Genomic DNA, 24,493 nt, shown 5'->3' on the forward strand with positions numbered 1-24,493 from the left:
CTTTATACTAAGAGTAGGGGGAAGGATGAATAAAATGAAAACATACTATCACGTTAGTCGAGAGATACACAAAGAGATTCAGATATTCGTCCCAAAAATTCCAAATTCATTCTTAGTTACGGGGAATGAGAATAGATGCATTAAACGTGTTTGTGTCAGTGAGCATATCATCGAGTGCATGAATGCGATTAATTACTATGCTGACAAAGATATGTACGATCCTCTTTCAGAAACATACAAGCCTCTTCGAGTTTACAAATTTGAACTGGATGAAAGAGAAGTTGTTCCTCCAGAAGAGGTGTATCAGCAAGGTGTTCATGATGCAATCATCAATAAAGAATGTTGGGTCTTGAATGAAGTAAGACCTACGAAAACCTTCATCATTCAACCTACGTATTTGGCTACAGGAAATATTTCACCAATTCATATCGCCTATATGGATTTTGAAATCGTAGATGAAGACCTGAATGTTGTGGAACCCGAATAGTGTTTTGAAGGCAACGCCAATCGTCTGAATGGGAGGGACTGAATATTGTTCCATCGAGTATCGTTAGATGAATTTGAACCAGTTGTTCAACTATTTGAAGAGGATAATAAAGGAAATGTTCATGCGTGGGTAGACATGAATCGTCTGTTTATTAAAGGCGATGAAAATGAGGTGATGATCCGGTTTAACAAAGTGATGAAAAAAATCACGATTGCCAGAATCCAATTTCAACATAGCAGGATGGGGTACGGATCAAGATTGCTTCAAATCTTAAAAGAATATGGAATCGTTAATGGATATGAGTTCATTGAGCTTGAAAGCATGTTGACCGAAGAGATATTGTCATTTGCAACTAAACATGGGTTTCAAAGGAAAGAGGATGGCTTAACTCCAACCGAGTATATCGGAGATTGGTATTTATCTATTAGGTAATCCCATTAATGTTGTAAAAAGTGATTTAAAGATTGTATCTTGATGTAAAAAAACACCTGAGAACGAATAGGAAACGAGATTCATTTCGTTTTACCTGATTATTAAAACGCCCTGAGAATAAAGAGGTGTCTCCTTTGAAAGAGTATGGTAAGGCAAAAAATATTAGAATCAACATTTTTGAAGATAGTTGGATTGCGAATCTTGAAAATGAAGTAAACGAGTTCTTTCGAAACAATCCTGACAACGAAATTTTGGATATATACCTTGAACGAGGACGAGTACCTGGTGTACCTGACAAACTTCTCGTAATTAGTAGAACACAAGGAGAAGAGTAAATGGTTAGGAAGGAGGGATACATTGAGAAAAGGGACAGGCGAACATAACATCATGCTCCGCCTATAAGAGAAGCTATTTCATGATCCCTTGGATTCTTTTGTAGGCAGAGCTTCAAGCCAAGGGGGTATGATGTTGTGAAACCGAAGAATACAAATCGTAGCCGAGCCTATTATCGGCATCATCGAAAGCGGGTCATAAATCGGAGAAAGTTGATAATTATGCACAGCTATTGGTATGTGAAAAAAGAACAGTATGGACGACTTTCCAAAGGGAAAGTTCATTGTTCTTGTTTAAGCTGTTCTCCTAAAACACGAACTGCTGGTTATCCAAGATCACAGCAAGCTATTATGGAAAAGTTCAATTCATGTTTATACTGTGCGTAAATTAGAAGAAGACCTCCAAATAAGGGGGTCTTCTTTTGTTGCAGCAGCCTCATTGAGCCTGTGACAATTGAAGTAAATTCAATTGATGTTGAAACTCTTTATTGTACCGTTTGATTCTTTTTTGTAGAAACGCAGTTTCTTCCACAGATAAAGGAATGCCGAAAGCAAAGCCCGTGTGTTGATATGCATTAGCATTCGGATCAAGAACTTGATAATAAAACTCGCATTTATCTTTAACTGTAACGGGAACATTGTTTGTATTACTTAGGTTATTAGGGAAAATTTGATCCCGAAACTGGTCGTTAATCATTGTTCCTTGCATCAAAATGATATTTGGAAAGTTGGCAATCAGCGAAGTGTTTTTGTATTCCCTATTAATGTGTTCGAACAATACGCCGTTATCTGCTTCAGCTACTATACGGAGACAACGATTTGTTCCAAATTGAAACAATTCATCGAGGATAGGTTTAATGCAATACAAATTTTGGATATAGAGCAGATGATTAACAGGTTTTACTTGACGAAAAACAACATTTTGAAAATGGAGTGCGATCAGAGTTTGTAATTGACTACAAGCAGTAGTTGAAAGTTTTGTTTCGTCCGTGTGAATAATAACCACTTCTTTGTTTTGTAAGTGTTGGTTGAAATCCAGTTCTAAAAAAGTTCCACTCTCATTTGTATTAAATATCTGCGCAAGCGCTTGATTTGATAACAATTCTACTAAAAATGATCGTACAGTTATTGAGTATTCGTAGGTTTTGCTCTTTTCGTTAAGATACTCATTCGAGAGCCAGGACGAGATGAGATCGTGTTCCTCTTTCTTTGTGCCATCTGAAGGAGATAATTGGTTGAACTTGATAATTGTTTTTCTGCTAAATCCATGAACATTGGAAAGGAATTTTTGCAGGGTGAAAAGGGTTGTATTATCACCGTAAAGTCTTTTTAATACCTTAATCGCGTAAGTAAGTAACGTAGTTGCATTGCTCATATAAAATTCAGGGGTATGTGGGTTTTGAATCCGAAAAAAACGGATAAAGTTAGCAATAACATCCTCTACATTTCCTCTAAGTGGATTAAATTTCACGTTGTAGAGAGTCGGATTAAAATAGAGTATTTTTCTTCTGTTTTTCTTGGCAAGGGCATAAGCGACACTTGTTACTTTCCCAGTATGATCAAAAATGGTTACTCCTTGTCCTTTATTTGCAATTACCTGATTTAAAAATGGACAAGTCACTATGTCATGTTTTCTTGAGTGATCACCTCCTAAAATTAGTAGATTCCCATTGTTTAATAGTACCTCTTCGTTTGTTTCGGTATTTTTACCTAATATTAATTTTGAGACTTCTCTCATTATTACTTCCCCCTTTAATTTAAGTTCATTGATTATAGACAAGAATGATTGAAGTTATTCATCAATCTTTTGCTTTGAAAATCAAAGATCAGTATCAAGAAAGAGAGTATTGTTCTAAGAGAGGGGAATTTTGCTCTGTAGCACCTTGCTTTCGCTCCATACGTTGTTCATAAAAGCAAAATTTTGTTTTTTCAAGGCTCTTTTTGCAAAATTTGTTGATTTTACGGTATACTTAATTTGTAAAAAATGCGAGTTTAATTGAGAGGTGAAATCATGGAGTCTGGATTGGTCAAAATGCCTTATGCAATATGGACAAACACACACTCTGACGACGATTATGAGGTTTTTTATAAAGGTGACATAGTAAAATATACATTTAGGGAAAAAGATGTGTTATTAGAAGCGATTGAGGAACATGATTCGAGTTGCTGGATTTTAAAACACCATGAGTTTGAAAGAGATTTGCGACCACACGTTGCAAATAAAATATGACTTCAAACAATTAAGAGTCTCTGAAGAAAAGAGACTCTTTTTTTATCTTTCAACAGCAACAATCAATACGAAAACAGCCTTTTTTAAATCGAACGTCATAGGAGTGTATAGTTGTGTTGAAATAGTTGTATTGAAATGATTTTTGCATATGATCCCTAAGTAATAAATTTTCAAGTTTGATATGAAAGGGGATTAATAAAAATGCAAAAACAACAAAATTCTAATAATAAACGCTTCCCAAAACAGGATAAACTGCGGGCAAATAAAATGTTAGTATCACTTCTTGCCACATCTATGTTGTTTGGGTCATTACCTTTTTTCCAGCCAATAAAAAGTGAGGCAATTACACAAACTTATGCAAACCTAATCTCACCAGGATTTACGCATTCGATGGTCGTTCAGCCAAATGGTACTGTATATGGTTGGGGAGATGGCCAATATGGGAGAACATCAGGTAGTGGTATTACAAATGTAGTTGCTGTTGAATCTGGAGCATGGAATACTCATGTATTAAAAACCGATGGAACTGTATGGGGCTGGGGATTTAATGCAGTAGGGCAAATTGGTGATGGAACAACTGGAGCGAAAAACAAACCAACTCAAGTCAAAGATTTGACCAATGTAGAATCAATATCATATGGACATGGATACGGTTTGGCCTTGAAATCGGATGGAACCGTTTGGGCGTGGGGTGCAAACTCTGACGGAACAGTTGGGAACAATTCAACAAGAGATCAACCTTACCCTGTACCTGTCTCGGGTCTTACCGATGTTGTTGCAATTGATGCAGGAAAAGGTCACGCGCTTGCAACTAAATCAGATGGCAGCTTGTGGATATGGGGTTCTACTTCCGCAGGTCAAAAATTAGTACCATTTCAGTTGACGGCTATGAACTCTGTCAAAGAAGCAAAAGCTGGACAAGGGCATGATATCGTTGTAAAGAGAGATGGAACGGTTTGGACTTGGGGTTCAAATGGCTCAGGTCAATTAGGAAATGGAACGAATCGACCGCCTGCTAACTATATGATGCCAGCTATGGTTCCTGGATTATCGAATGTAACATCAGTCGCAGCAGGTTCGGATCACTCATTAGCTTTGAAATCGGACGGAACCGTTTGGGCATGGGGATCAAATGCAGCGGGGCAGATTGGAATTGGTACTAATGTGAATGCTCTTTCACCTGTCCAAGTAAAAGGTCTGAGTAACATCATTGCGATTGATGCTAAAGATGATTTTAACTTAGCGATCAAATCGGATGGAACAGTTTGGGGATGGGGAGAAAACACATCAGGACAAGTCGGAACTGGAAATACAGCTCCCGTTACAACACCTGTGCAGCTAAGTGGCATAAATTTATCGTTGGTAAAAAACAAAGATGAAGTCCCACCAACTATTACATTAACACCATCTGTAACAAGCCCAACGCAATCAAGTTTTACCATGAATGTTAACGTCACGGATGTTGATAGTGGTATTGAGGTTGTTAAATGGGCAAATGGGAATCAACCTGTAAGTTACTTTGCATCACAAGGCTCAGCCTTTACAGGGAATTCTTTTGTCGTAATGCAGAACGGCACCTATACTTTTTATGCGAAAGACAAATCTGGGAATGAAGCTGTAAAAAGCATTACGATATCAAATATCGATACGAAATTGCCGACAGTCTCTGTAACCAAAACACCTTCTGGCATCACGAATGGAACGGTTCAAATTTCTTTACAGGCAGTAGATTCTGAGACAGGTGTCAAGCGAATTAAATTGCCGAATAATAGTTATATCAATGGATCGACTGCTTCATTTACAGTAAGTGAAAATGGCTCCTACCTGTTTGAAATTGAAGATAACGCAGGGAATATCCTGAAAGAAACGGTAGTAGTCGACAATATTGTCAAGGGAGAACTATCAAAAGCCACCTTCGTCGCTGACAAAACGACACTCACTAATGGCAATGTACGTGTCACTATTGATTATCCCACTGATGCAAGCGTGAAGGAGTATAAGATCGGTAGTACGGGAAATTGGGTAGGGTATAGTAGCCCAATCTTGATGGTAAACAATGGTGTGGTTTTCGCTCGATACAAAACGACAGATGGAAGAGTATCTCCAGAGAGTAATTATGCTGTAACGAATATCGATAAAGACTCCCCGATTTCACCCAAAATTGTAACCAATGTTTCAGGTCCTACAAATCAGGATGTTCAAGTAAACATTGAGTATCCGTCTGATGCTGCTCGCAAGCTGTATAAAATCGGTGGTAATGGAGCATGGACAGACTATACGAATCCTATCACCCTGACTTCAAACAATACGGTATATGCAAAAGCGTATGATGAGGCTGGTAATGAGAGCGGGGAAAGCACATTAGCTATTCTCTATATTGACAAAATCGCTCCGACTCCACCAACTTCTAAGTTCGTAAGAGGGAATCTGAATCTTACAGATGGAATCGATAGCGAATCTGGTGTGAAAGAAACGTTAGTAAAAACAGAGACGATTCGCCCTAAAATGATGTTAAGAGCAGCCAGATCAGATTCGTTTTTAATGACTGAAGAAGGATGGGAAGTATACAATCCGAATAAGAAAATACCAGATGGAAAATATCGTTTTTCCTTTAAAACTGTAGATAAAGCAGGAAATGTGAGTCCTGTTGTAACGATGGAAGGAATTATTTACGCCAATGCTCTTTCTCAATCGGAGAACGCAGTAAATAACGCTGAAAAACAAAAGACGCAAGAAAAATTGAAAGAAGCAAAAGATATCGTAAACCAGCTCCCTGATGTACCAGAGAAAAAAGAGTTATTAGATCGTTTGGACGAATTGCAAAAAGAGATTGATAAAATTGGTGTTGATAATCTGCTTAAAGAAGCCATAAAAAAGGTTGAGCAGGCTGAACAGTACAAACGTGATCCTTATATCAGCGATGCTCAAAAAGCCATTGATAAATTAGCTGATGGAAAAGATAAAACTGATTTACAAGAGCGCTTAAATAAAATTAAAAAAGAGATTTCTGACAAGGATCAACAAGATAAACTAAAGGAAGCAACCAGGAAAGTCGAGCAAGCAGAGCAATACAAGCGTGATCCTTATATTTCTGATGCCCAAAAGCTAATTGATCAACTTACAAATAGCCCTGAAAAACAGGCATTGCAGGATCGTCTCGATAAGATAAAGAAAGATATATCAGATAAAGATCAAAAAGACTTGCTGAAAGAGGCAACCAGAAAGGTTGAGCAAGCGGAGCAATACAAACGAGATCCATATATCACAGATGCTCAGAAACTCATCGATAAACTTACCGCAAGTCCTGAAAAACAAGCATTGCAGGATCGCTTAGATAAAGTAAAGAATAAGGATTCTGATGAAGATCAAAAAGACTTACTGAAAGAGGCAACCAGAAAGGTCGAGCAAGCGGAGCAATACAAGCGTGATCCATATATCGCAGATGCTCAAAAACTTATCGATAAACTTACCGCAAGTCCTGAAAAACAAGCCTTGCAAGATCGCTTAGATAAAGTGAAAAATAAGGATTCTGATGAAAATCAAAAAGACTTGCTGAAAGAGGCAACCAGAAAGGTCGAGCAAGCGGAACAATACAAACGAGATCCATATATGACAGATGCTCAAAAACTCATCGACAAACTTGCCGCAAGTCCTGAAAAACAAGCCTTGCAGGATCGCTTAGATAAAGTGAAAAATAAGGATTCTGACGATAATCAAAAAGACTTGCTGAAAGAGGCAACCAGAAAGGTCGAGCAAGCCGAGCAATACAAACGAGATCCATATATCACAGATGCTCAGAAACTCATCGATAAACTTGCTACGAGTCCTGAAAAGCAAGCATTGCAAGATCGTTTGGATAAAGCAAAACTGGGTAATGATGATGGAGAACAAAAAGACTTGCTTAAAAACGCTACAAGAAAAGTTGAACAAGCCGAACAATACAAGCGAGATCCATACATCGCAGATGCTCAAAAACTCATTGATCAACTCAAAGATGGACAAGACAAGCAAGCGTTACAGGAGCGTTTGGATAAAGTGAAAAGTGAGGCACAAAACAAAGATCAACAAGAGAAGCTCGCTGAGGCAACCAAGAGAGTTGAACAAGCAGAGCAATACAAGCGTGACCCCTATGTAAGCAATGCCCAAAAATTGATTGATACTTTACCAGAGGGAAAAGAAAAGGCTCAATTACAATCTCGCTTAGACATCATCAAGAATGAGATTGCGAATAAGGAATACAAGGCTAAGCTGTTAGAGGCGACCAAAAAAGTAGAACAAGCTGAACAGCACAAGCGCGATCCGTATATTACAGATGCGCAAAGAATGGTTAGCAATCTACCTGATGGTTCCGATAAAGATGCTCTGCAATCCCGCTTAAATGCTATTGAGAAGGGATCTGGAGAGGCAAAACCACTTCCAATGAGCGATTTAGATCAAAAGATTGAGAACATCAAAGAACCTATTGAAAAAGAATTGTTTAAAGATGTCATCAGTTCCGTATATCGAGCAGAGAGATACTTCTCAAAACAAAACATTGAATATGCGATTGAAAAAATCAATAGCGTACCAAGCGAAACTCGTACAAACAATCAATATCAGAGTATTTTCGATGAACTTCAACAAAAAGTAGATAAGCTTAAAGCGGATTACAATAATAGCATCAGTGATCAAGCTGAAGCCAAAGCAATTTCCAAAGCGACAACTTATGTTGAATTGTACGAAAAACATAAGTCTCTGAGCTACAAAAACAAAGCCAAGGAATGTGTTGATGCCTTGAAATCGGAATCGGTTAAAGATGGTTTGCAAGCTCGAATCGATGCTGTAATTAAGTAACGAAAAAAGGGAGCATTAATTTGCTCCCTTTTTTGTTATTGGTGATATACATATTGAATCAAGATGTTTTCTTAATTAATTGAGAGGCTTACACTTACAGAGGATGTATTCAGGCTATGAAATCGAATAATACAAAGTCATCTCTTCAAGGTTGGATAGTACCTGGACATTACTTTCGAAACACTGTTCGTCAGTTCGCCAATCATCAATTCGAGTTGAAATATCAACTCCATCAAAAAAGTAGAGCTGATTTTTTTTCCTTCCTTGTAAATAACCAGAGGAGTCCGAAGAGAAAAGAGGATATTTGAACAAAATTTTCGATGAACCCCCGAGCCAGTGGAAGTTTTGAAGAGGGTGACGCTTGAATATTTCTTTAAATAATTGATCCTTCACTTCGTTCATCAGGCGAGGTCCCGCTTTTAATCCCATATGCACAGTGGCACCAATTCCTATGACAGCATGATCTTCATTCACCAGATTATCTAACGTAATCCAATCGCTTTGTTTCCAGTTATCAATATTACAATGCCAAATCGGAATAGGAGCAATCCCCGTCAGTTTTTTGAGTGTATCAAAGTTTTGCTTTGATTTCTCGGGATTATTTGTGACATCCATGTTGAAGTATCCAAATATATACTTCTTATAGGTTTGGACAAATGCAGCATACTCAGAAATGGTAATTGGATCGACTGCTTTTCCTTTTTCTCTTGCTTTGTAAGCAGAGTATTCTCCTGAGTCCAATAGGAGTTGCAAACCATACTGTGATATATAGTCTAATAACCTCTGATTGTTTTGCTGACGCAAATAATAGTATGAACAAAGAATATGCCTTCCACCACTTTTAACAACGGTTTCTAAATCAGAGATGCTTGCTCGATCAAGACCTGAGAAGAAAAAGCGAACCCCTTTGATTGTTATACGAAGTAATCCTTTGGCTGTACGCGTGATTTTGGCTATTTGAATTAGGATTCTTTGAAGTAATCCCATTAGAGAAGAATTCATATGAGAGTATCGTTCTAATTCTTTCCTTGTTGCTGTTTTTTTGAATAAGAGAAAAGAAATTGCTTTGCGAAGTCTTTTTCTCGATATTGATTGAGTTGAAGTGCTAAATTCTGTACGTATCTTTAAGATTTGAGAGTCCGAATCTACCAGAAAGTTGTTTTTGCCTGCTCCTGTCGTAAAATGCATTTCATTTTGTATTTTTCGAACAAAAGTTCGCTCCATTCGTGTTGCTTGAATGTCAAAGGTATTCACATATTTCAACTCCTGCTTCGTATGTCGTTAACAAAATACAGTTCGCTGTAGGGATCAATCAGTATTATTGAGAATTAACAATGATTATAGATCATTTTTCGAAAGATTGACAATAGTGAATGGTCTAATGTATAAATAATATAAACAACAGATTTTCAACGGAATTCGGAATGATGAAGGAGTTTTTTGCGTAGGATTTTCTTTTTTGACGGAGTGCCAAGTGGATGTGTCAAAGGATATTCAACTAAATTCGAGAGGTTGATTCTCATGGAGAAGGATCATAAAACTACTTGGTTTGAAGGGTGTATTCTTCTGTTGATACTTTTTGGAATGTGCTGGATTATGAAACTAATTTTACCGTTCGGCATTATTACTCGATGAGATAAAAAGAAGCGCTAAATAACGTTTGAAGGATTAATCACTAAAAATAACCCTACAAATGAAAGCCGCCAGAGTAAATCTGAGCGGTTTTTTTCTATTATCAAAATTGACTATAGTCCATACTGATGGTAGTATACGACTATAATCATTTTTGAATAATTGTCTAAAGGGGGATTTTCTTCTATGTTGTTTTGGTTTTGTGTGTTATCGGCTATTAGCTTGTTCTTAACACCTTCGTTTTGGCAAGCCACAGGTGAAAATCGAGCAACATTAATCAATTGGCAAGTTGTAAAGATTGCATTGGCAGGAATCGTTGCTTTTTTCATAGGCTATGTAGGATTAAAAGATCAAACGATTTCCGCTGTTTTTTCAACAATTCCCATTCTATATGGGGTGTTACTTTTCGGAGATATTGTAATCTTGAGCAATCATAATGGAAAAGCAAACACGTCTATTATGGTTACATTAGGAATAGTAGGAGTTATTAGCCTTGGGTTTTGGGTCACTATGACATTTTTCTATCCTCTGTTTATAAAACAAGATTTGTATTATCTGGTACAAGCAGAAGAAAAAACTGAAAAAATTCAAGCAACAAACATCGAACATATTCCATCCGTTCCAATAGAGTCCGCTCATTATAAAGGTGAAAAGTTGATTGGACAATTAGCTAATTCATCTTACTACCAGTTAGGAGAACTAACACGACAAAAGATCGATGGGGAAGAAGTATGGATTGCCCCAATTGAATATCAAGGGTATTGGGAAGCCAGTAAAGCGGGAAGTATTCCTGGTTATGTGAAAGTATCCGCAGAACGGAAAGATGACATTGGTGAATTGGTAGACAAATATGAAATGAAATATGTACCATCTGCTTATTTTGGAGATAATTTAGAACGACTTGTTCGAAGTCAATTTCCACAAGATATCATTATCGGAGGCGGATTTGAACCCGATGATGAAGGAAAACCTTATTATGTAATTGCCGTGGGACATTACGGTAAATACCGTGCAGGGACAACAGTAGATGGAGCTGTTCTTGTCGATCCGCAAACAGGAAATATGAAGAAATATGATATTAAAGATGTTCCTGATTTCGTAGATTTTGTGATTCCTCCAAATCTGGCATCTGCTTACAATGAGTGGCTGGCATCATACAAACATGGTTGGCTTAATACTTGGATGGGTAGACAGGATATCAGTGAAGTGCGGATGTGGAATACAGGCGAAGAAGTAATTGGGGTTTTTGGTCCAGATAAACAGATGTATTGGTTTACCGACCATTCATCGCCAGGAACAAACTCTTTAAAAGGGTATACACTCATGAATGGGCGAACAGGCAAGCTCACTTACTACAAGGGTTCTAATGGTTTCGCAAATGGGAAAGCGGCATTGCAAGCTGTTCATAATAGTTTTAAGAAAGAACAATGGACGGGGACAAATCCAATCTTGTACAACATCTATGGAACAGACACTTGGTTTGTTCCTGTAATTGATGCAAATGGATTGCTTCGTTCTATAGCTCTGGTTAATGCTCAAAATCCACAAATCGTTGCTACGGGTGAGTCTAAGCAAGAAGCATTGAACATGTATAAGTTCAAATTGGCGACAGAGGGAACACAAGAGGGGGATACACCAACGGATAGTTCTGCCATAAAAGAGATGTCAGGTAAAGTTCTTCGTGTTGGTTCCATGCAGATTGGTGAAACAACCGTGATCCAAATTCTATTAGACAACAGCGAAAAAGTCTTCAATATCAACCCGAAAGAATCAACTTATGCGACTTTCATTCGAGAGGGAGATCAGTTGAATATGAGCTTTATTGATACGAATGAAGCAGTAGTATCTGTCGAAAAAGTTCATAACGAGACACTAAAACGTTAGGACTGTTTCATGCACGTCTTAACAAGCCATATGGAAAGGAATTATCAGTCAGGATAGAAAACTCTATCCTGATTACTCTTTCAGCAGATAAAAGTGAAGCAATCCCGTTCGCTTGGTTTGCAGCTATAGTAACATTTTATTAAAAGTTTCATTGGAAAAGAGGATTTTGTCATGAAACGGTATATCGTTGTTTTCTTTAATCGATTCGTTAATAAAATTCAAATAGAAGTCATCGATGCGACAAATATATTCAGAGCGGGTCGATTGTTTTACAAAAAACGATCAAGAAAACAATTTCACGCGTGCATTGAGACTATTCACGAGATGGAACTGATAACTCCAAAACAGGAACAGGAGAAAAAATTCGATAGCTGGACAAGTAGACACGACGTACTAACGCGAAGTTGTGAAGTATGCCGATTGGAAAAGGAGAATGCAGAATATCGCAAAATTTTGGAGTATATTGCTGATATTTCATTGGATAAACGATGCGAGAAAGCCGCGAAGGACGCCTTGGGGATCAAGTGATTTATCCAAGTAGGCAGAATCTATCACTCCGAAAAGAGAAGTGGATGAAGCCGAACGATGAATAAATAAATTGGATTCTATACGAATAAGGGAGAGAGAACGATATGAGTAGGTTATCAGTAAAAGTTGTTGGTAGTTTTCTTGGTAACTGTCTTGTTATTACTGATTCACATTCAAAAAAGTATATCGAGATCATGGCAGTGCAATTAAAAGGCATCATGGGTGGTTCCAGAACAAGCGGTTCGTTGCCGCATGGTGGTTATGAGGTTGATGGAGAAAACATCACGATCTACCATGATGAAAACAGAGCGCAACATGAAGTTACCTTTACGATGAAAGAATTAGAGGAAGCTTTGAATTGCAAGTCATGAACCATAAGGCTGATCGTATCTGGAGGACAAAGATGCATTCAGAACAGGAGGTTGTATATGGGAGAAGCACGCAGACGAAAAAATGCTGGAAATACGGAGCCAAATCCTAATTGGCGACGTTCCATGAGTAAGGAAGAAATTAAGGAGATTGTCCAGAGAGCGGTATCCACTTCTCTTCCTGGGATCGTTACTATGTCCCAAGACATGATCAGAAAAAGTTGATGGAACCAATTTTGAAGGATATAGGAGGGTAAATATATGAGTGATTTTCGTCAGACCGTAAAATTGACGGCACGGTATAGAGGAGCGCTAACAGATGCAATTGCGATTTGGGAGAACATGGACGATTATGACGATCCTGCTCAAGTCATAGAAGAGGTGATTACAACCTTGAAAAATGGCTTGCAAAAGGGGTTGAAGCCAGGAGATAAGGTAATCACATTGGAAACAGGAAAACAATGGACACTTACAGACATTCAGTATGAACACAATCGTTATCAGGTAGAAGGTATAAGCGGTTGGATTTATGGAATAGATAATCTCCAATATGCACTTGATTATTGGGTTGACTTTGCTTTACAGAATTATCGAGAATCACATTCTATTCCCATGAAAAAATGAAAAATGTACTCGATGAAAGAGAAGAGGGATGTTCATTGGAAGAAATATTGAAGATTCTTTTTTACGTTCCTCACATCCCCCCAGAATCAAAACGGGATTATGCCGCTTTGTTTTGGTATGGGGTGACGTTGGTACTCGTTATTCGATCAATATTTAACGATAAATGATAAGTTCTTTAATAAGAATCAGAAAATTGGGGGAAATGTTTATGAATTGAACCATTGAATGGTTGAGGATTGCGTTAACGAATCAGATAGACAATGTGACACATGGTTCAAGCAAGAAATTTGCATGTTCAACTGAGGAAGAAAAACGCATCTCTCTACAAGCAATTAATGGCATGATTAAAATGCTAAAAGAGTGTGAGGAATCGACTGGATATTAAAGGTTACGCTGACTGCAATTGTTCAGGCGTTTGAAAAATTGGATGGTAATATTTACTCGGAGAATTATGTCAATCAGGTTATAGTTTCCTTGTGATGTCTGGTGACACTATCATACAGAAATGAATGAACAATAGCACTGCTCTTGATGAAGTACGTGAAATTATAAGTCGATTCGAATTAAAAGCAGCCTATGTACGTTATATGGTCATGAATGTAACGAAGAAAATAAAAGAAGAATCAAGTTAGCAATCTGTTTTGAAAAGGAGACTTTTGTATGCGTACCCAGCACAAGAGGAAATATCGTCTGGTAAGAAAAGAGTTTAGAAGAGAGTTGTTTGAAATTGCAAAAGAGAATCATACTCTTGCAATGTTAATATTTCAAACCTATGTGGCAAGTCAACACCGTACTCACATTACAAAGATTTGGGATCTTTTAGGTTTTCATCATAAAGAAGCTTACAAGGATTACTGTGACAAATTATTTGGAAAATACTTGTCTGGTACGAATGATCTATGGAAATCGTTACACTTCGCGGGGTATAAAGAGATCCGAGAAAAATTCATACGCAAAATTCCCGAAAAGTGTGCAATGGGGGATGCATTAGCTGTTGCCTATAAAGTTTTAAAGGGAACGTGATCAGATGCCAAAAGGATTTCGTTTATCATTGGAACCCCATCCGCCAAAGAGACACATATGTTGGCGGCGCTGTTAGATGTTCATGACAGAAGAAGAGAAACAAGTATTGGAGAAAGATCAAAAGGTTACATAATAAATATTATGTAACCTTTATGAGGTGATTATTGATGTGATAGCTAATCTCTCAGGATGATGGAAGTGTTGTTCAAGGGATTTAAGATGATCAGAGGGAAGAATAGTTTGTTCTTCATAGTGAAATTCTTTTACTATGGCAAACAAAAAACTCCCCAATGTGGGGAATCACGATACAAATTCAACAAAACTTGGTGATCGCATCAAACCAGACTTCGTATAACTCTGAAATTTCACCTTACACTTAATTACTGGTTGAACATATCTCCAACTATCAGACTCTTTAATCGTTAGCTTTTTTGAGTGATGATAGAAGTCTTTTCTTGCAGTAGGATTCACATACTTCATAGAGCCAACATAAACACCCTCTTTGGAAAGTGACCATGCAAATTCTTTTTTGTTGACTCCCGTGATCGTCACTGTTTCATACTGATAGTTTTTTGTTTTTAACCAGCTTTCACTTCTCGTATCAAACAGATAAGGACTGTTAAGACGCTTTGAACAAATCCCCTCTAAACCTAACTCCTTGACACGTTCAAATAGTTGCTCTCCGTTTGATGAGAATGGGCAGATAGATATAGCGTTAGATGCTTCTACAATGGAGTCAAGCAAACTTAGGCGCTCAGATAAAGGCATCTTGCTTATGTCCTGATTGTTGAAATAAATGACGTCAAATGCTACAAAATGAGCGGGAAGATAATTGGCTAATTGTTTAATGTGCATGGGCTTGGTTGTCTGGAAACGTTTCATAACAGACTCCCAGCATGGTTTTATTCCATCCATGACAACCAATTCGCCATCCAGAATACAATTTTCAACCTGAATAGTAGGAACAATTTCAGGAAATTGATTGGTGCATTCATTCTGATGACGAGTGAACAGTCTTATCTTACCTTGATTATAATGAAGGATACAACGAAAACCATCAAATTTTAACTGATGAATATAGTCACCTATAGCTGGAAAATCGGATTTGTGAAGTAACATTGGGTAGATAGGGTGATTTAACATGAAAAACACTCCTTTGATCATAAATAATACCACTAATTTTAGAGAGTTTGATTGTAAAAATATTGGATATTTTTCTGTAGGTTAATAGATGATGACTGTAGGTAACGCTACTAAAATGTGCTCATCGAGGAAATAGATTGGTGTAAAGTTAGCCAATGTAAGACCAAGGTTTAAGGAGGAAAAGTGATGGATAAATATAGAGATTCCACTGAAAACAATGGAAATCTAAAAAATCATGATGAATTATTGCACGCCGCTTACGATAAATACGACCCTTTTTACGAAAAGTGTAAACAAGAAGGGATTCTGATCGGTTGGTATGTTAGATCCATGTGGTTAAAAACTCTTCCTGGATATGAAAGAGCTGCGGTACAGTTGGCTAATTTGAATCGCCAAATGGAAAATGGGGGATTAGGTGGCTGGTATCAAGATGGACAAATCTATGTACAAGATATCGATGACTTAATAGAGTTAGCGAAAATCGGTGTAGATCAAAAAATAGATGGGTTCGATTTCTTCCTTTGTTGGTTAACAGATGTGAAAGTGAACTATTTGCCAGCCATTAATCATTACATTTCGAATCTATATAAAGAAGAGAAAGTAGAACTTTTTAACGAGGAACCTCTGAATGAGGAATACTTCGCGTGGAGTAATCGTCTGAATCAATTCGAGAGATTACTAATCCATTTACAGAAAGTAGAGTTGAAAATCTATTAATTTCTTAGTACAGACCAATAAGATTAATTGAAAAAGGCAGGTAGGAGAGAGATATGAAACTGGCAAGCAAAAGTGATTTTGGAAGTGTTCACCATGAACACTTCCACGAATGCAAATTTCCTTGGCCTGACGATTGTTCCGTGCAATGTGGGGACACAGGCATCGTGTTTTCCTCTGAGGGAAACTATCAAACAGCGTTTTTCGAGGCTTTTCCTAAGTCTCCTGAAATGTTTATACGTGGGGAAGGAAGTACTGTTGAAATTGCAGAGGAAGATGCGTGGAACAAATTCCAACGCATGATAAATTGCAAGAACCATGAGTTTGAACGTAGAGGATATAAAAACGGTTCAGGCATTTGTAAGTATTGCGAAATTTTCTTGAATGATGTCTTTGAACCTACTGAACATTGTGAAGTTTGTAAGCAGCCGACCTATTGGACATCCGACAAAAATGGTGTTTATTACTGCAAGGAGCATGCAGATCAAATACCAGAAGAAAATAAGCGTCCGAAACAGAAGACAATTTTAGATTATTTGATTAATCAGGATTGAAGCTTCAGGCTTTTGCTTGATGTGCATATTATCCGACATGTTAATCCAGTTACCAACCCAACTTTATCATCGAGCAAGAAGAAATTTGACACATAGAAATGATTGCGTCAAGGACTGAATTTGAAAACTTGTACATTTTTTTTGTAAAGCAACCTTCGCTTGAATAACATATAAGGTCTTTAAGGAAACAGGAAACTTATTGTTTATTTGGAGGAGGTTTTTATATGCAATCAGGAGAGCAATTTTTTGTAACTTGGGTGGAAAGTGATAAAGCTGAAATCATCGAGGACATGCTTGATGAATGTGATGTTCCCATTGAAATGCTTCCCACGCCAGAAAACATTCGAAATCAAGTTGCGTATGTGATGGTGTGCAAGGATGCTTTTCGGATTGTAACAGATCGAGACGCAGCCATCGCTTTAGGGACGCTTTCTTTCCCAGAGGAAACACGTTGTTTTAACGAAGTAGGTACTTTGGTTTGGGAGAAGTAAAGAACGAGAAATCCAAATAGTAGGGAGATTGACCGTATGTCAGTAGAAGCACATCGTTGTAACGTAAAGGAATGCAAGGGGTTTGTCCTTTTTGAAAATGCAGACTTTGATTTTACTAACAAGCCTTTAGATGAAAAGATAGGCTGTTATGTATTTGCGAAGCCTACATGTAGTGAATGTGGTAAGGAATATTTGGTCGTGCCCCATTACGTCGTGATTGATGTGAAAGACAACGATGTAGGAAGCTTCGATCAACTGGAATCAGCATGTATGACGGATTGGGAAAGACGGGAAAGAGAGCGTAAATTTGAGTCAGAGACTGATCCGCATACAAGAATTCAAATGTTCCTAATACAACGTGGATATACGTATACAGTTGCCGAAGTTACTTCGGAATATCTAAAGTACCAAAAAGAAAAGTGTTATTTAAGTCATTCTATGAAGGAGTGTATCAGCAACTTAGAGAGTGAAATTAAGTCTTTACTCTAATTTTGATTGTTGTTTCTAAAAATGTTTCGATTAAATGTAGAGGCATGAAAAGTTCAATACCTTCCATTCAATTATTGGTAACGAAAAGGAGCTATCACACATGAAAACATTTACTTCTATTCTTGTATCCATTGCACTCTTGGCATCTTTAAGTGCTTGCAATTTTTTAAGTAATGAATTTGGAAACATTAAAAGTGCGTTCAATGGGCGGGAAGCGGTTGTACAAACGTATGATGAAGAAAGTAACATCGTAGATCGTATTGAAGGAAAATCGATTGATATTGGTTCCGAAGATGAGTTTGCAACAAAAGATAAAGAAGGTAATGTAACGAAGAAATCAGGTGTTATCAGTTATACCGTTGGTGGAAAAAGTGCTGTACACGTAGGCAGTTCTCTGATTATGCGTGAAAAAGGGATTGTTGATGTTTTTGATGAGTATACAAAGACAGTTGATATTCATAACCAGGATCGTTCGGTTCCGTTTATTAATCAAATGGTAAACTCTGTGAAAAACCTTACAACTGGTCAAAAATTCCTCGTTTTGATTCGTTCTCAATCAGGAAAACCACTGGCTACGTTTGCGGGGAATGACATTTCGTATTTCGCAACAGATGTGGATAAGAGCACGATGTTCCTTATTGATGGAAAGGCATTGTTTATCTACCGCTGTGACTTCTCCGTGTATGACCTGTCATTGCTGAAATAATTACTTTTGATACCGTCGTGTGAAGGGGGACTTGTTTTGAACAGGTTCCCTTTTTCTTTTGAGTCAATACTCCATCTAAACTCGACTTGATCAGATATCATCTCGTGGGCTATTAAATCCACAAAATGAAACATAAAATACAGGGTTTAGAAGAAAAAAGGTAACATCTGTTTATTTCAGAAAGGATTCATTTTTTCGAGTGGAATCTTAATCAATTTGAAGGAGTGTATTTTCATGATTCTAACCAAGGGGAAAGCAAGGAGTATCTTGTTTTTTGTAGGGATTAGTTGGCAGTTATTTATTGCGGTTAATCATAAAGTAAATATAACCCAAGTCTTAGGATTCAATGAAGAGGTTTATGAGATTGCTGTGATAGCGATTGCTTGTATTCTTTGCCTCGTCGTATACTTGGCGACTTGTAAATGGTCGAAAAGGTTTCAATCTCCATTTACTGATTTTGGCTACACATTCTTGCTTGGATCTTTGATTGGAATGATTGCAGGATCTGTACTTTGATTAAGTTAAAAACGAAGCGGCTAAGGGAGATGTTTAAATGACGATTGCAATGGAAAAACCTGAACTTGATTTTATTGAACCAATTATCGAACAGTTGGTAGAAGCCTATTTGGATACATCGAATAAATTTCCATGGTTTATTGGTTTTAGTAACGGAAAAGACTCTTCCACACTTGGTTATTGTGTATGGAAAGCTGTAGAGAGAATTCCTACTAATCTTCGTGAGCGAAAAGTCTACTTTGCTACTTCGGATACTCTTTTGGAACATCCGCATATGAGAGAGTTAATGGAGTTCAGTTACCAAAACATGAATGAAGTTGCAAAGGAAACGGGATTGCCAATCGAGGCATTCTTGGTAAAACCCAAAATGACAGCAGTAATGAAGATGATCGCTCATGGCAACCCACTTCCAACGCCAAAATCAAGTTTAAATCGGTGGTGTACCGATTTATTGAAACTTCGACCAATGGAAGAATTACAAGATAAGATCATTAAAGAACACGGATCTCTTATTCTTATGGTTGGCGTTCGTTCGGATGAATCGAAAAAACGTGCTTCCAGTATCAAGAGACACTCTATTATGGGTGAATTCATCTTTCCAAAAATAGGAGCAAAAGAAACATCAGGCGGTTTTTATGAGAGATATATGAGCCATCCCATTGTAGATCTGAATGATGAAGAGGTCTGGAGGAGCATCACATACGCTCGAATTTTACCATGGAAAACAAAGGCTACTACTATACGTAAAATGTATGAGGGAGCTGGTGAGTGTCCGATTCAAGTGGACAAACAATCCAGTAAACCATGCGGAGGTTCCTCTCGCAACGGTTGCATGATTTGCATGATGACCACCGCTCAAGATGATAAAATGCTACAAGCCTTTATGGATAAAGGTGAAGAATGGGCTGTACACATGAATCGCTTGAGAAGGTTCATCCGCGAGTCTCTCTTTGATGCGCGTTTCCGTAGACCAATCAATTCCTGGCGTAAGAAGAAGTTAGATTGGGCAAATCCATTCATTCATAACTACGCTCAGAAAGTTATCGAATGGAAGGAAGCTAAGGGTAGAAAAGCAAGCAGAGAAGCGTTTGAAAACACATTTTTATCGGAACAAGGAGAATTTGAAAAGATGAGTGAGGGTTTGTGTCACGATTCGAAACCTGTGTATCCGAATTTGTCGTTAGCAGGATACACATTACAAGCGCGAATTCTTCTATTGAAAGCCTTTTTGTATACACAAGAAGTATCAGGCGTAAAACTTGTCTCTGAAGAAGAACTTTCATATGTAAAGAAAGTATGGACAGAAGAATGTGGTTGGATAGAGAATGAGCAGGATCTTATGCCTGAATTTCCTGATTACCGAGGGAGTTTAGTCTTAAATCCTGATTACACTGTCAATGTTGAAGACACTACCATTCCGAACCTGACACTCTACGGTGCAATTGTGGATGATAAAACAGGATATGGAATGATTATCCCGCCGATTGAAAACAAAAAGCTTACACCCCCTCCTCGCAAGCGTAGCAAGATGACAAAAGCAGAAGAATTAGCAATGATGACAATACCCACTCCTAAAACGATTAATCTAAACCCTGACATAAAAGAACGTCAAGAGGCGTTCTACATTATGACCGATTGGGGTTATGATGAAGCAACAATTGTCGCTCAATTGGAGCAAGCAGCGTTGAAAACGGGGATACATCTGCCGTATTACTGGCTGCCAGCATGGAACGTTGAGAAGCGATTTGATTGGAGTCAGTTAGAAGATAGGGATTATGTCGTTTATTGGAATACCGTTGTTTTTATCGTTTGTGATCCAGATATTCATACAAGAGAAGAAGCTTTAAAACTTGTCGATTGGTATATGGAACAAGCGGTAGAGACGCAAGTTCTCAAAGAAGCAAATTGGGATGACTACTATGTAAAAACATATGGTCACTATCCACCAATGATAGCGAAACGAGAAATGTTGAAAAACGGTGAAGATCCCGAAATGATTCCATCTGCGTTAAAGCTTTATGCTCATGTTTCTGACAAGGAATTGATGACAGCAAGAGTGATGAGATACTACGGAGGAAATCCGTTACTTGTAAGCGAGTATCTCTCGGGAGAACTTTGGGAAACCGTGAGTGAACTGCTCGTTCATGAAATGAAACCACATGAAGCGAAATTGTTTCTCTTGAATCGTGCTTATTTGCCTCATGTACTACCAAAGCATGTAAAGGAATATGCGGAAATCGGGGATAACAATTTGGAGAAGGCAAATACACTTCGCTACCGAGATGGCTTAACGGGAAGAGATTTTTGGTATAATTTCCACCTTGCGTATTTGGTGAAGGGGATGTCCCCAGAGGAAGTGGCACTATTCCTGGTTAAACACGATTATGACCTTACGAGCATTCCAAAAGTAGTTCAACGCTTAGTTTGTCTTGATTTAAGTTTGCTTTCACTTGCTCAATCGTTAAAAACATTGGGGATGCCAATCGAGCAAATAGAAACTGCACTTGGACGAATAAAAAATCGTGTTGAACCAAAAGAAGAAGATCTTAAAGAAGAATCTCGCTATATACAATTGGAACTGGAGGTTGGGGCTTAATTTTGAATGGGAGGGATACGATGAGAGCCATTGAAGGAAAGGTGTTTGTAACAGATGTAGATGGTTCTGATATTGGAGATGTGGATGCTGGAGCGGGTCAAGATTCGCTCTGCAATACCCTTGCGTTGGAAGAATACAAAGGAACATGGGTGCGCGTGACAATTGAAGTTATAGAGAAACCCTAACATCGAAAAGAGGCGATCTGTTCTTGGGAATGAATGTAACTGGACATGTTTGCACGAAAGGTAAGTTTTGGGTTGATTATAATCTTGACCATGTTAGTTGGTGGGCAGACGACCTGTGGTTAGAGCTATTAAAAACATATGGCACAATTCTGAGTCAAGAAGAACAGGTAGAAATTGAAGTAGTGAGAGACGACGACGTTCTTCAATGTTTGGTCGATATCGTTTTCAACCAAACACAATTACACCAGATAGAAGAAGATATCCAAAATGTTGTAAATTCTTTCGCAACTTCAAAACCTGATTATTCGTATAAATACTCAAACGAAACAGATATGGAATGCATAAGCCGCTGGACATCCATTTTGAGATCCTTGCATATGTTCGATGCTAAAATTGATTGGAAAAACGAATACCTTGCGATTTATACATCTTATTAAAGGAGTTGTACATTAATGAATCATGTATGTTGCCCAGGGTGCAATGGAACAAATCTCAGAATATTAGTCGTAGAAATTTGGCAAAGAGATCGTTCATTCCTTGTACAAAATGGTAACCTCTTTGAAGAAAAGAAAGAAGAAGCTTATTTCAAGGAGGAATCCTACGATAGCAGAAGTCTTCAATGTCTGGATTGTCAACAGGAATTCCCCACTTCTCACTTGAATGAAGTTGAGACTCTTATTGATGATCAATATGAAACCGAAAATGAATAATACGTAAGTTGTAAGTCAATACACGATAGATGAGATAACAAGGAGGATAAAGTGATGAAAACAGGGATATGTGATTATAAAAATTGTGAAGAAGTAGCATCTACAACAGGTTTTGTTCTTGCAAGAAATCCAGAAGGAGGAAAAGATATACCTACTCCTGTTCAGGCATGCGAGAAACACAAAAAGAAAGCTGGATTTTTTTGAAGACAAATAATTGAAGAGAAGGGGCATCCAATAGTGGAGAGCCTCTTTTCTATTTAGAAAGCTTGTCCTCATTTTCCCAATATGTGATAATGATGCCAATAGATAATGTGAATTGGAGGAAAAAGATGAATAGTACGGGTATTACTCGTTTACTTGATCCGCTCGGTCGAATAGTTCTTCCTGCCGAGTTAAGAAGAACTATGAATATCCGCGAGCGTGATTCGCTGGCTTTCTATGTAGACGAGGAAAAAAAGCAAATCATTTTAAAAAAGTATAATGGAGACGCTTGCATTTTTTGTGGTAAAGTTAAAGAGAATATTACATATTTTAAGAATAAGTTAATTTGCTTCGATTGCATTAAAGATATGCCCCAAGAATTACAGCAAGAAAAAGACGGTTTCATAACAAATGAACTTAAAATGGATATAAGAGAAAATGAAGAAAAGAACGTAATATTTCCAATATCTATGTCTCTTGAAACCTCTGAAATTAAACGTAGAAAAAATCGCAAAGGTGAAGAGAGTTTGATGCGACTTGTTGACGTTCTCCGAAGAAATCCATCTTTAAAACAGGTTCAAATGGCGAAGTTGGTAGGCGTGAGCACTCCTTATGTGAATATCATGATTAAAGAGTTAAAAGCAAGAGGGGTATGGCAATCCATTCAAGCAGCATCGGGAGATTCAGAAAATAATGAGAAAGGCTAACCCACGAAGAGGTTAGCCTTTTGTTTTTCTATACTTCGTATTCCGTTTGAGCGTATCTTCTTTATGGGTATCTTTGTATTTTGTCCATTATAAATTTTTGTTGTATTGTGTGATATAACTCCTTCTCTCTTCTTTGGTGCTTCATGATTAAATATAAGTGATTTCAAGAAAATGTAGAGGAAGGTGAAGTTGATTAGGAAAGTCTCTTAGATAAGGACGAAGAGAATGGCTTTGATTTCAAGGTTCCCTTATGAAAGGGAATCTTTTTTGCAATGATATCGAACAAGGTTCGACGTGTTTGTCCATGATAGAAAGCAAATCGTCTACTACAATAAGCAGATAAAGGAGGTGTCATTCTTGAAATTCATTCAAAGGCTTGATAAAAGTGTCTTTTTTATATTCACTATCGTATGGTTAATGCTTATTTCAGGTATTGTTAATTTGATCGATACCCCGTTTAACGCTTGGTCAGGAACGCTAATGGGTGTTTTATCGATCCTTTTCTCGATTGGTTCTGCTGTATTTTTCCGAAGGCAGGTCATTCTTAATCGAACTCATATCAACTTTGGAATGAAGAAGTATCGATGGGAAGAAATTCAACGCATTTCCTATGAGCAATTTGTAAGAACCCACGAAGGAGGAGTAAGCGCGGATCAATACCTGGTATTTGAAATGAAACATCGCCAAAAAAGACTCGCCTTGAATGGTTTGGAGGATTCTGTTGTTTCCCTTTTGTTAGGAATAAGAAGCTTTTATCCAACTGTCCAGCTCTGCGATGATCTTCAAAAAGTAACATGTAGCAATCATCTACATTTACAAGAACTTGCGAAGATAGCGAAACTTAAAGCAGAGCAAGAACTTGAGGCATTTTATAACGAAAAAAATAAGGCTTCCCAATAATGGGGAGCTTAAAGGTTTATATTAGAAAAAGAAGGGAGGTTATACCCCTTCTTTGCTTTTTTAGTTTATTGCATATTATCCGACATGTTATTCCTTATATATTCACATGCATTCAAATAGGAAACAAAAAGTTTAGCCGATTCCTCACTTCGAAATCAATGATTCATCGATAATTTATTCCTGAAAATCTACAATAAAACATCTTTAC

26 protein-coding genes are annotated in these 24,493 nt (G+C 37.7%); 23 read left to right on the forward strand and 3 right to left on the reverse strand.

Annotated elements, in window-relative coordinates:
- Positions 1-25: 25 nt before the first annotated feature.
- The 3 genes from ACFVS2_RS26060 (at position 26) to ACFVS2_RS26070 (ending at position 1,254) form a co-directional block, all read left to right on the forward strand.
- Positions 26-487 (forward strand): hypothetical protein, encoded by a 462-nt coding sequence (locus ACFVS2_RS26060; protein WP_390239282.1) that lies wholly within the window; start codon positions 26-28, stop codon positions 485-487.
- Positions 488-532: 45 nt separating this feature from the next.
- A complete protein-coding gene (locus ACFVS2_RS26065) occupies positions 533-919 on the forward strand; it encodes a hypothetical protein (protein WP_390239285.1) in 387 nt (128 codons plus the stop codon).
- A 134-nt stretch (positions 920-1,053) separates the two neighbouring features.
- Positions 1,054-1,254 (forward strand): hypothetical protein, encoded by a 201-nt coding sequence (locus ACFVS2_RS26070; RefSeq protein WP_390239288.1) that lies wholly within the window; start codon positions 1,054-1,056, stop codon positions 1,252-1,254.
- A gap of 433 nt (positions 1,255-1,687) precedes the next feature.
- Here ACFVS2_RS26070 and ACFVS2_RS26075 read toward each other — a convergent pair whose 3' ends face one another.
- Positions 1,688-2,989 (reverse strand): type IV secretory system conjugative DNA transfer family protein, encoded by a 1,302-nt coding sequence (locus tag ACFVS2_RS26075; protein WP_390239291.1) that lies wholly within the window; start codon positions 2,987-2,989, stop codon positions 1,688-1,690.
- Positions 2,990-3,262: 273 nt separating this feature from the next.
- Here ACFVS2_RS26075 and ACFVS2_RS26080 point away from each other — a divergent pair, with 273 nt between their 5' ends.
- Together ACFVS2_RS26080 and ACFVS2_RS26085 are read left to right on the forward strand one after the other, a co-directional pair.
- A complete protein-coding gene (locus tag ACFVS2_RS26080; RefSeq protein WP_390239294.1) occupies positions 3,263-3,481 on the forward strand; it encodes a hypothetical protein in 219 nt (72 codons plus the stop codon).
- 201 nt (positions 3,482-3,682) lie between these two features.
- Positions 3,683-8,314, forward strand: coding sequence for an RCC1 domain-containing protein (locus tag ACFVS2_RS26085; RefSeq protein ID WP_390239297.1), 4,632 nt, complete (start codon positions 3,683-3,685; stop codon positions 8,312-8,314).
- A 114-nt stretch (positions 8,315-8,428) separates the two neighbouring features.
- Here the strand turns inward: ACFVS2_RS26085 and ACFVS2_RS26090 are convergent, their stop codons facing one another.
- The gene (locus ACFVS2_RS26090; RefSeq protein ID WP_390239299.1) at positions 8,429-9,568 is read right to left on the reverse strand and encodes a hypothetical protein; all 1,140 of its coding nucleotides are present in this window, start codon (positions 9,566-9,568) and stop codon (positions 8,429-8,431) included.
- A gap of 564 nt (positions 9,569-10,132) precedes the next feature.
- Between ACFVS2_RS26090 and ACFVS2_RS26095 the strand changes: the two genes are divergently transcribed.
- The 5 genes from ACFVS2_RS26095 to ACFVS2_RS26115 all read left to right on the forward strand — a co-directional run bounded on the left by ACFVS2_RS26095 (position 10,133) and on the right by ACFVS2_RS26115 (position 14,373).
- Positions 10,133-11,830 (forward strand): hypothetical protein, encoded by a 1,698-nt coding sequence (locus tag ACFVS2_RS26095; protein WP_390239302.1) that lies wholly within the window; start codon positions 10,133-10,135, stop codon positions 11,828-11,830.
- 171 nt (positions 11,831-12,001) lie between these two features.
- Positions 12,002-12,358 carry a hypothetical protein gene (locus ACFVS2_RS26100; protein ID WP_390239305.1) on the forward strand — a complete coding sequence of 119 codons (357 nt, stop codon included), beginning with the start codon at positions 12,002-12,004 and terminating at the stop codon, positions 12,356-12,358.
- A 104-nt stretch (positions 12,359-12,462) separates the two neighbouring features.
- Entirely contained in the window at positions 12,463-12,729 is a 267-nt protein-coding gene (locus ACFVS2_RS26105) for a hypothetical protein (RefSeq protein ID WP_390239308.1), read from the forward strand.
- A 258-nt stretch (positions 12,730-12,987) separates the two neighbouring features.
- A complete protein-coding gene (locus tag ACFVS2_RS26110) occupies positions 12,988-13,350 on the forward strand; it encodes a hypothetical protein (protein ID WP_390239310.1) in 363 nt (120 codons plus the stop codon).
- A 660-nt stretch (positions 13,351-14,010) separates the two neighbouring features.
- Positions 14,011-14,373, forward strand: coding sequence for a hypothetical protein (locus tag ACFVS2_RS26115; protein ID WP_390239312.1), 363 nt, complete (start codon positions 14,011-14,013; stop codon positions 14,371-14,373).
- 300 nt (positions 14,374-14,673) lie between these two features.
- Here ACFVS2_RS26115 and ACFVS2_RS26120 read toward each other — a convergent pair whose 3' ends face one another.
- Positions 14,674-15,516 carry an ATP-dependent DNA ligase gene (locus tag ACFVS2_RS26120; RefSeq protein ID WP_390239315.1) on the reverse strand — a complete coding sequence of 281 codons (843 nt, stop codon included), beginning with the start codon at positions 15,514-15,516 and terminating at the stop codon, positions 14,674-14,676.
- A 186-nt stretch (positions 15,517-15,702) separates the two neighbouring features.
- Between ACFVS2_RS26120 and ACFVS2_RS26125 the strand changes: the two genes are divergently transcribed.
- The 13 genes from ACFVS2_RS26125 to ACFVS2_RS26185 all read left to right on the forward strand — a co-directional run bounded on the left by ACFVS2_RS26125 (position 15,703) and on the right by ACFVS2_RS26185 (position 24,285).
- On the forward strand, positions 15,703-16,233 hold the full coding sequence (locus ACFVS2_RS26125; protein WP_390239317.1) for a hypothetical protein: 531 nt from the start codon (positions 15,703-15,705) through the stop codon (positions 16,231-16,233).
- Positions 16,234-16,286: 53 nt separating this feature from the next.
- Positions 16,287-16,784, forward strand: coding sequence for a hypothetical protein (locus ACFVS2_RS26130; protein ID WP_390239318.1), 498 nt, complete (start codon positions 16,287-16,289; stop codon positions 16,782-16,784).
- Positions 16,785-17,008: 224 nt separating this feature from the next.
- A complete protein-coding gene (locus ACFVS2_RS26135; protein ID WP_390239320.1) occupies positions 17,009-17,275 on the forward strand; it encodes a hypothetical protein in 267 nt (88 codons plus the stop codon).
- A gap of 36 nt (positions 17,276-17,311) precedes the next feature.
- Positions 17,312-17,764, forward strand: coding sequence for a hypothetical protein (locus ACFVS2_RS26140; protein WP_390239323.1), 453 nt, complete (start codon positions 17,312-17,314; stop codon positions 17,762-17,764).
- A gap of 100 nt (positions 17,765-17,864) precedes the next feature.
- The gene (locus ACFVS2_RS26145) at positions 17,865-18,470 is read left to right on the forward strand and encodes a DUF5052 family protein (RefSeq protein ID WP_390239325.1); all 606 of its coding nucleotides are present in this window, start codon (positions 17,865-17,867) and stop codon (positions 18,468-18,470) included.
- 234 nt (positions 18,471-18,704) lie between these two features.
- A complete protein-coding gene (locus ACFVS2_RS26150) occupies positions 18,705-18,986 on the forward strand; it encodes a hypothetical protein (protein ID WP_390239328.1) in 282 nt (93 codons plus the stop codon).
- Between the two features lie 37 nt (positions 18,987-19,023).
- Positions 19,024-21,582 (forward strand): phosphoadenosine phosphosulfate reductase domain-containing protein, encoded by a 2,559-nt coding sequence (locus ACFVS2_RS26155; protein WP_390239330.1) that lies wholly within the window; start codon positions 19,024-19,026, stop codon positions 21,580-21,582.
- A 20-nt stretch (positions 21,583-21,602) separates the two neighbouring features.
- Positions 21,603-21,767, forward strand: a complete 165-nt coding sequence (locus tag ACFVS2_RS26160) for a hypothetical protein (RefSeq protein WP_390239333.1) — start codon at positions 21,603-21,605, stop codon at positions 21,765-21,767.
- A gap of 23 nt (positions 21,768-21,790) precedes the next feature.
- Positions 21,791-22,204, forward strand: coding sequence for a hypothetical protein (locus tag ACFVS2_RS26165; RefSeq protein WP_390239335.1), 414 nt, complete (start codon positions 21,791-21,793; stop codon positions 22,202-22,204).
- A gap of 15 nt (positions 22,205-22,219) precedes the next feature.
- Positions 22,220-22,477, forward strand: a complete 258-nt coding sequence (locus ACFVS2_RS26170; protein ID WP_390239338.1) for a hypothetical protein — start codon at positions 22,220-22,222, stop codon at positions 22,475-22,477.
- A gap of 54 nt (positions 22,478-22,531) precedes the next feature.
- Positions 22,532-22,681: a hypothetical protein gene (locus ACFVS2_RS26175; RefSeq protein ID WP_390239341.1), complete on the forward strand. Its 150-nt coding sequence runs from the start codon at positions 22,532-22,534 to the stop codon at positions 22,679-22,681.
- A gap of 125 nt (positions 22,682-22,806) precedes the next feature.
- A complete protein-coding gene (locus tag ACFVS2_RS26180; protein WP_390239343.1) occupies positions 22,807-23,385 on the forward strand; it encodes an AbrB/MazE/SpoVT family DNA-binding domain-containing protein in 579 nt (192 codons plus the stop codon).
- A 357-nt stretch (positions 23,386-23,742) separates the two neighbouring features.
- The gene (locus tag ACFVS2_RS26185; protein ID WP_390239346.1) at positions 23,743-24,285 is read left to right on the forward strand and encodes a hypothetical protein; all 543 of its coding nucleotides are present in this window, start codon (positions 23,743-23,745) and stop codon (positions 24,283-24,285) included.
- Positions 24,286-24,493 lie beyond the last annotated feature (208 nt).

The sequence above is a fragment of the Brevibacillus sp. NPDC058079 genome, assembly GCF_042885155.1.
Lineage (GTDB): Bacteria > Bacillota > Bacilli > Brevibacillales > Brevibacillaceae > Brevibacillus.

Excerpts from the sequence above, each read along its gene's own strand:
- ACFVS2_RS26155 (WP_390239330.1), top strand. The coding sequence starts at position 19,024 with ATGACGATTGCAATGGAAAAACCTGAACTTGATTTTATTGAACCAATT.
- ACFVS2_RS26105 (WP_390239308.1), top strand. The coding sequence starts at position 12,463 with ATGAGTAGGTTATCAGTAAAAGTTGTTGGTAGTTTTCTTGGTAACTGT.
- ACFVS2_RS26085 (WP_390239297.1), top strand. The coding sequence starts at position 3,683 with ATGCAAAAACAACAAAATTCTAATAATAAACGCTTCCCAAAACAGGAT.
- ACFVS2_RS26115 (WP_390239312.1), top strand. The coding sequence starts at position 14,011 with ATGCGTACCCAGCACAAGAGGAAATATCGTCTGGTAAGAAAAGAGTTT.
- ACFVS2_RS26170 (WP_390239338.1), top strand. The coding sequence starts at position 22,220 with ATGAATCATGTATGTTGCCCAGGGTGCAATGGAACAAATCTCAGAATA.
- ACFVS2_RS26100 (WP_390239305.1), top strand. The coding sequence starts at position 12,002 with ATGAAACGGTATATCGTTGTTTTCTTTAATCGATTCGTTAATAAAATT.
- ACFVS2_RS26095 (WP_390239302.1), top strand. The coding sequence starts at position 10,133 with ATGTTGTTTTGGTTTTGTGTGTTATCGGCTATTAGCTTGTTCTTAACA.
- ACFVS2_RS26180 (WP_390239343.1), top strand. The coding sequence starts at position 22,807 with ATGAATAGTACGGGTATTACTCGTTTACTTGATCCGCTCGGTCGAATA.
- ACFVS2_RS26110 (WP_390239310.1), top strand. The coding sequence starts at position 12,988 with ATGAGTGATTTTCGTCAGACCGTAAAATTGACGGCACGGTATAGAGGA.
- ACFVS2_RS26080 (WP_390239294.1), top strand. The coding sequence starts at position 3,263 with ATGGAGTCTGGATTGGTCAAAATGCCTTATGCAATATGGACAAACACA.
- ACFVS2_RS26125 (WP_390239317.1), top strand. The coding sequence starts at position 15,703 with ATGGATAAATATAGAGATTCCACTGAAAACAATGGAAATCTAAAAAAT.
- ACFVS2_RS26120 (WP_390239315.1), bottom strand. The coding sequence starts at position 15,516 with ATGTTAAATCACCCTATCTACCCAATGTTACTTCACAAATCCGATTTT.
- ACFVS2_RS26175 (WP_390239341.1), top strand. The coding sequence starts at position 22,532 with ATGAAAACAGGGATATGTGATTATAAAAATTGTGAAGAAGTAGCATCT.
- ACFVS2_RS26140 (WP_390239323.1), top strand. The coding sequence starts at position 17,312 with ATGTCAGTAGAAGCACATCGTTGTAACGTAAAGGAATGCAAGGGGTTT.
- ACFVS2_RS26150 (WP_390239328.1), top strand. The coding sequence starts at position 18,705 with ATGATTCTAACCAAGGGGAAAGCAAGGAGTATCTTGTTTTTTGTAGGG.
- ACFVS2_RS26160 (WP_390239333.1), top strand. The coding sequence starts at position 21,603 with ATGAGAGCCATTGAAGGAAAGGTGTTTGTAACAGATGTAGATGGTTCT.
- ACFVS2_RS26135 (WP_390239320.1), top strand. The coding sequence starts at position 17,009 with ATGCAATCAGGAGAGCAATTTTTTGTAACTTGGGTGGAAAGTGATAAA.
- ACFVS2_RS26130 (WP_390239318.1), top strand. The coding sequence starts at position 16,287 with ATGAAACTGGCAAGCAAAAGTGATTTTGGAAGTGTTCACCATGAACAC.
- ACFVS2_RS26145 (WP_390239325.1), top strand. The coding sequence starts at position 17,865 with ATGAAAACATTTACTTCTATTCTTGTATCCATTGCACTCTTGGCATCT.
- ACFVS2_RS26060 (WP_390239282.1), top strand. The coding sequence starts at position 26 with ATGAATAAAATGAAAACATACTATCACGTTAGTCGAGAGATACACAAA.
- ACFVS2_RS26075 (WP_390239291.1), bottom strand. The coding sequence starts at position 2,989 with ATGAGAGAAGTCTCAAAATTAATATTAGGTAAAAATACCGAAACAAAC.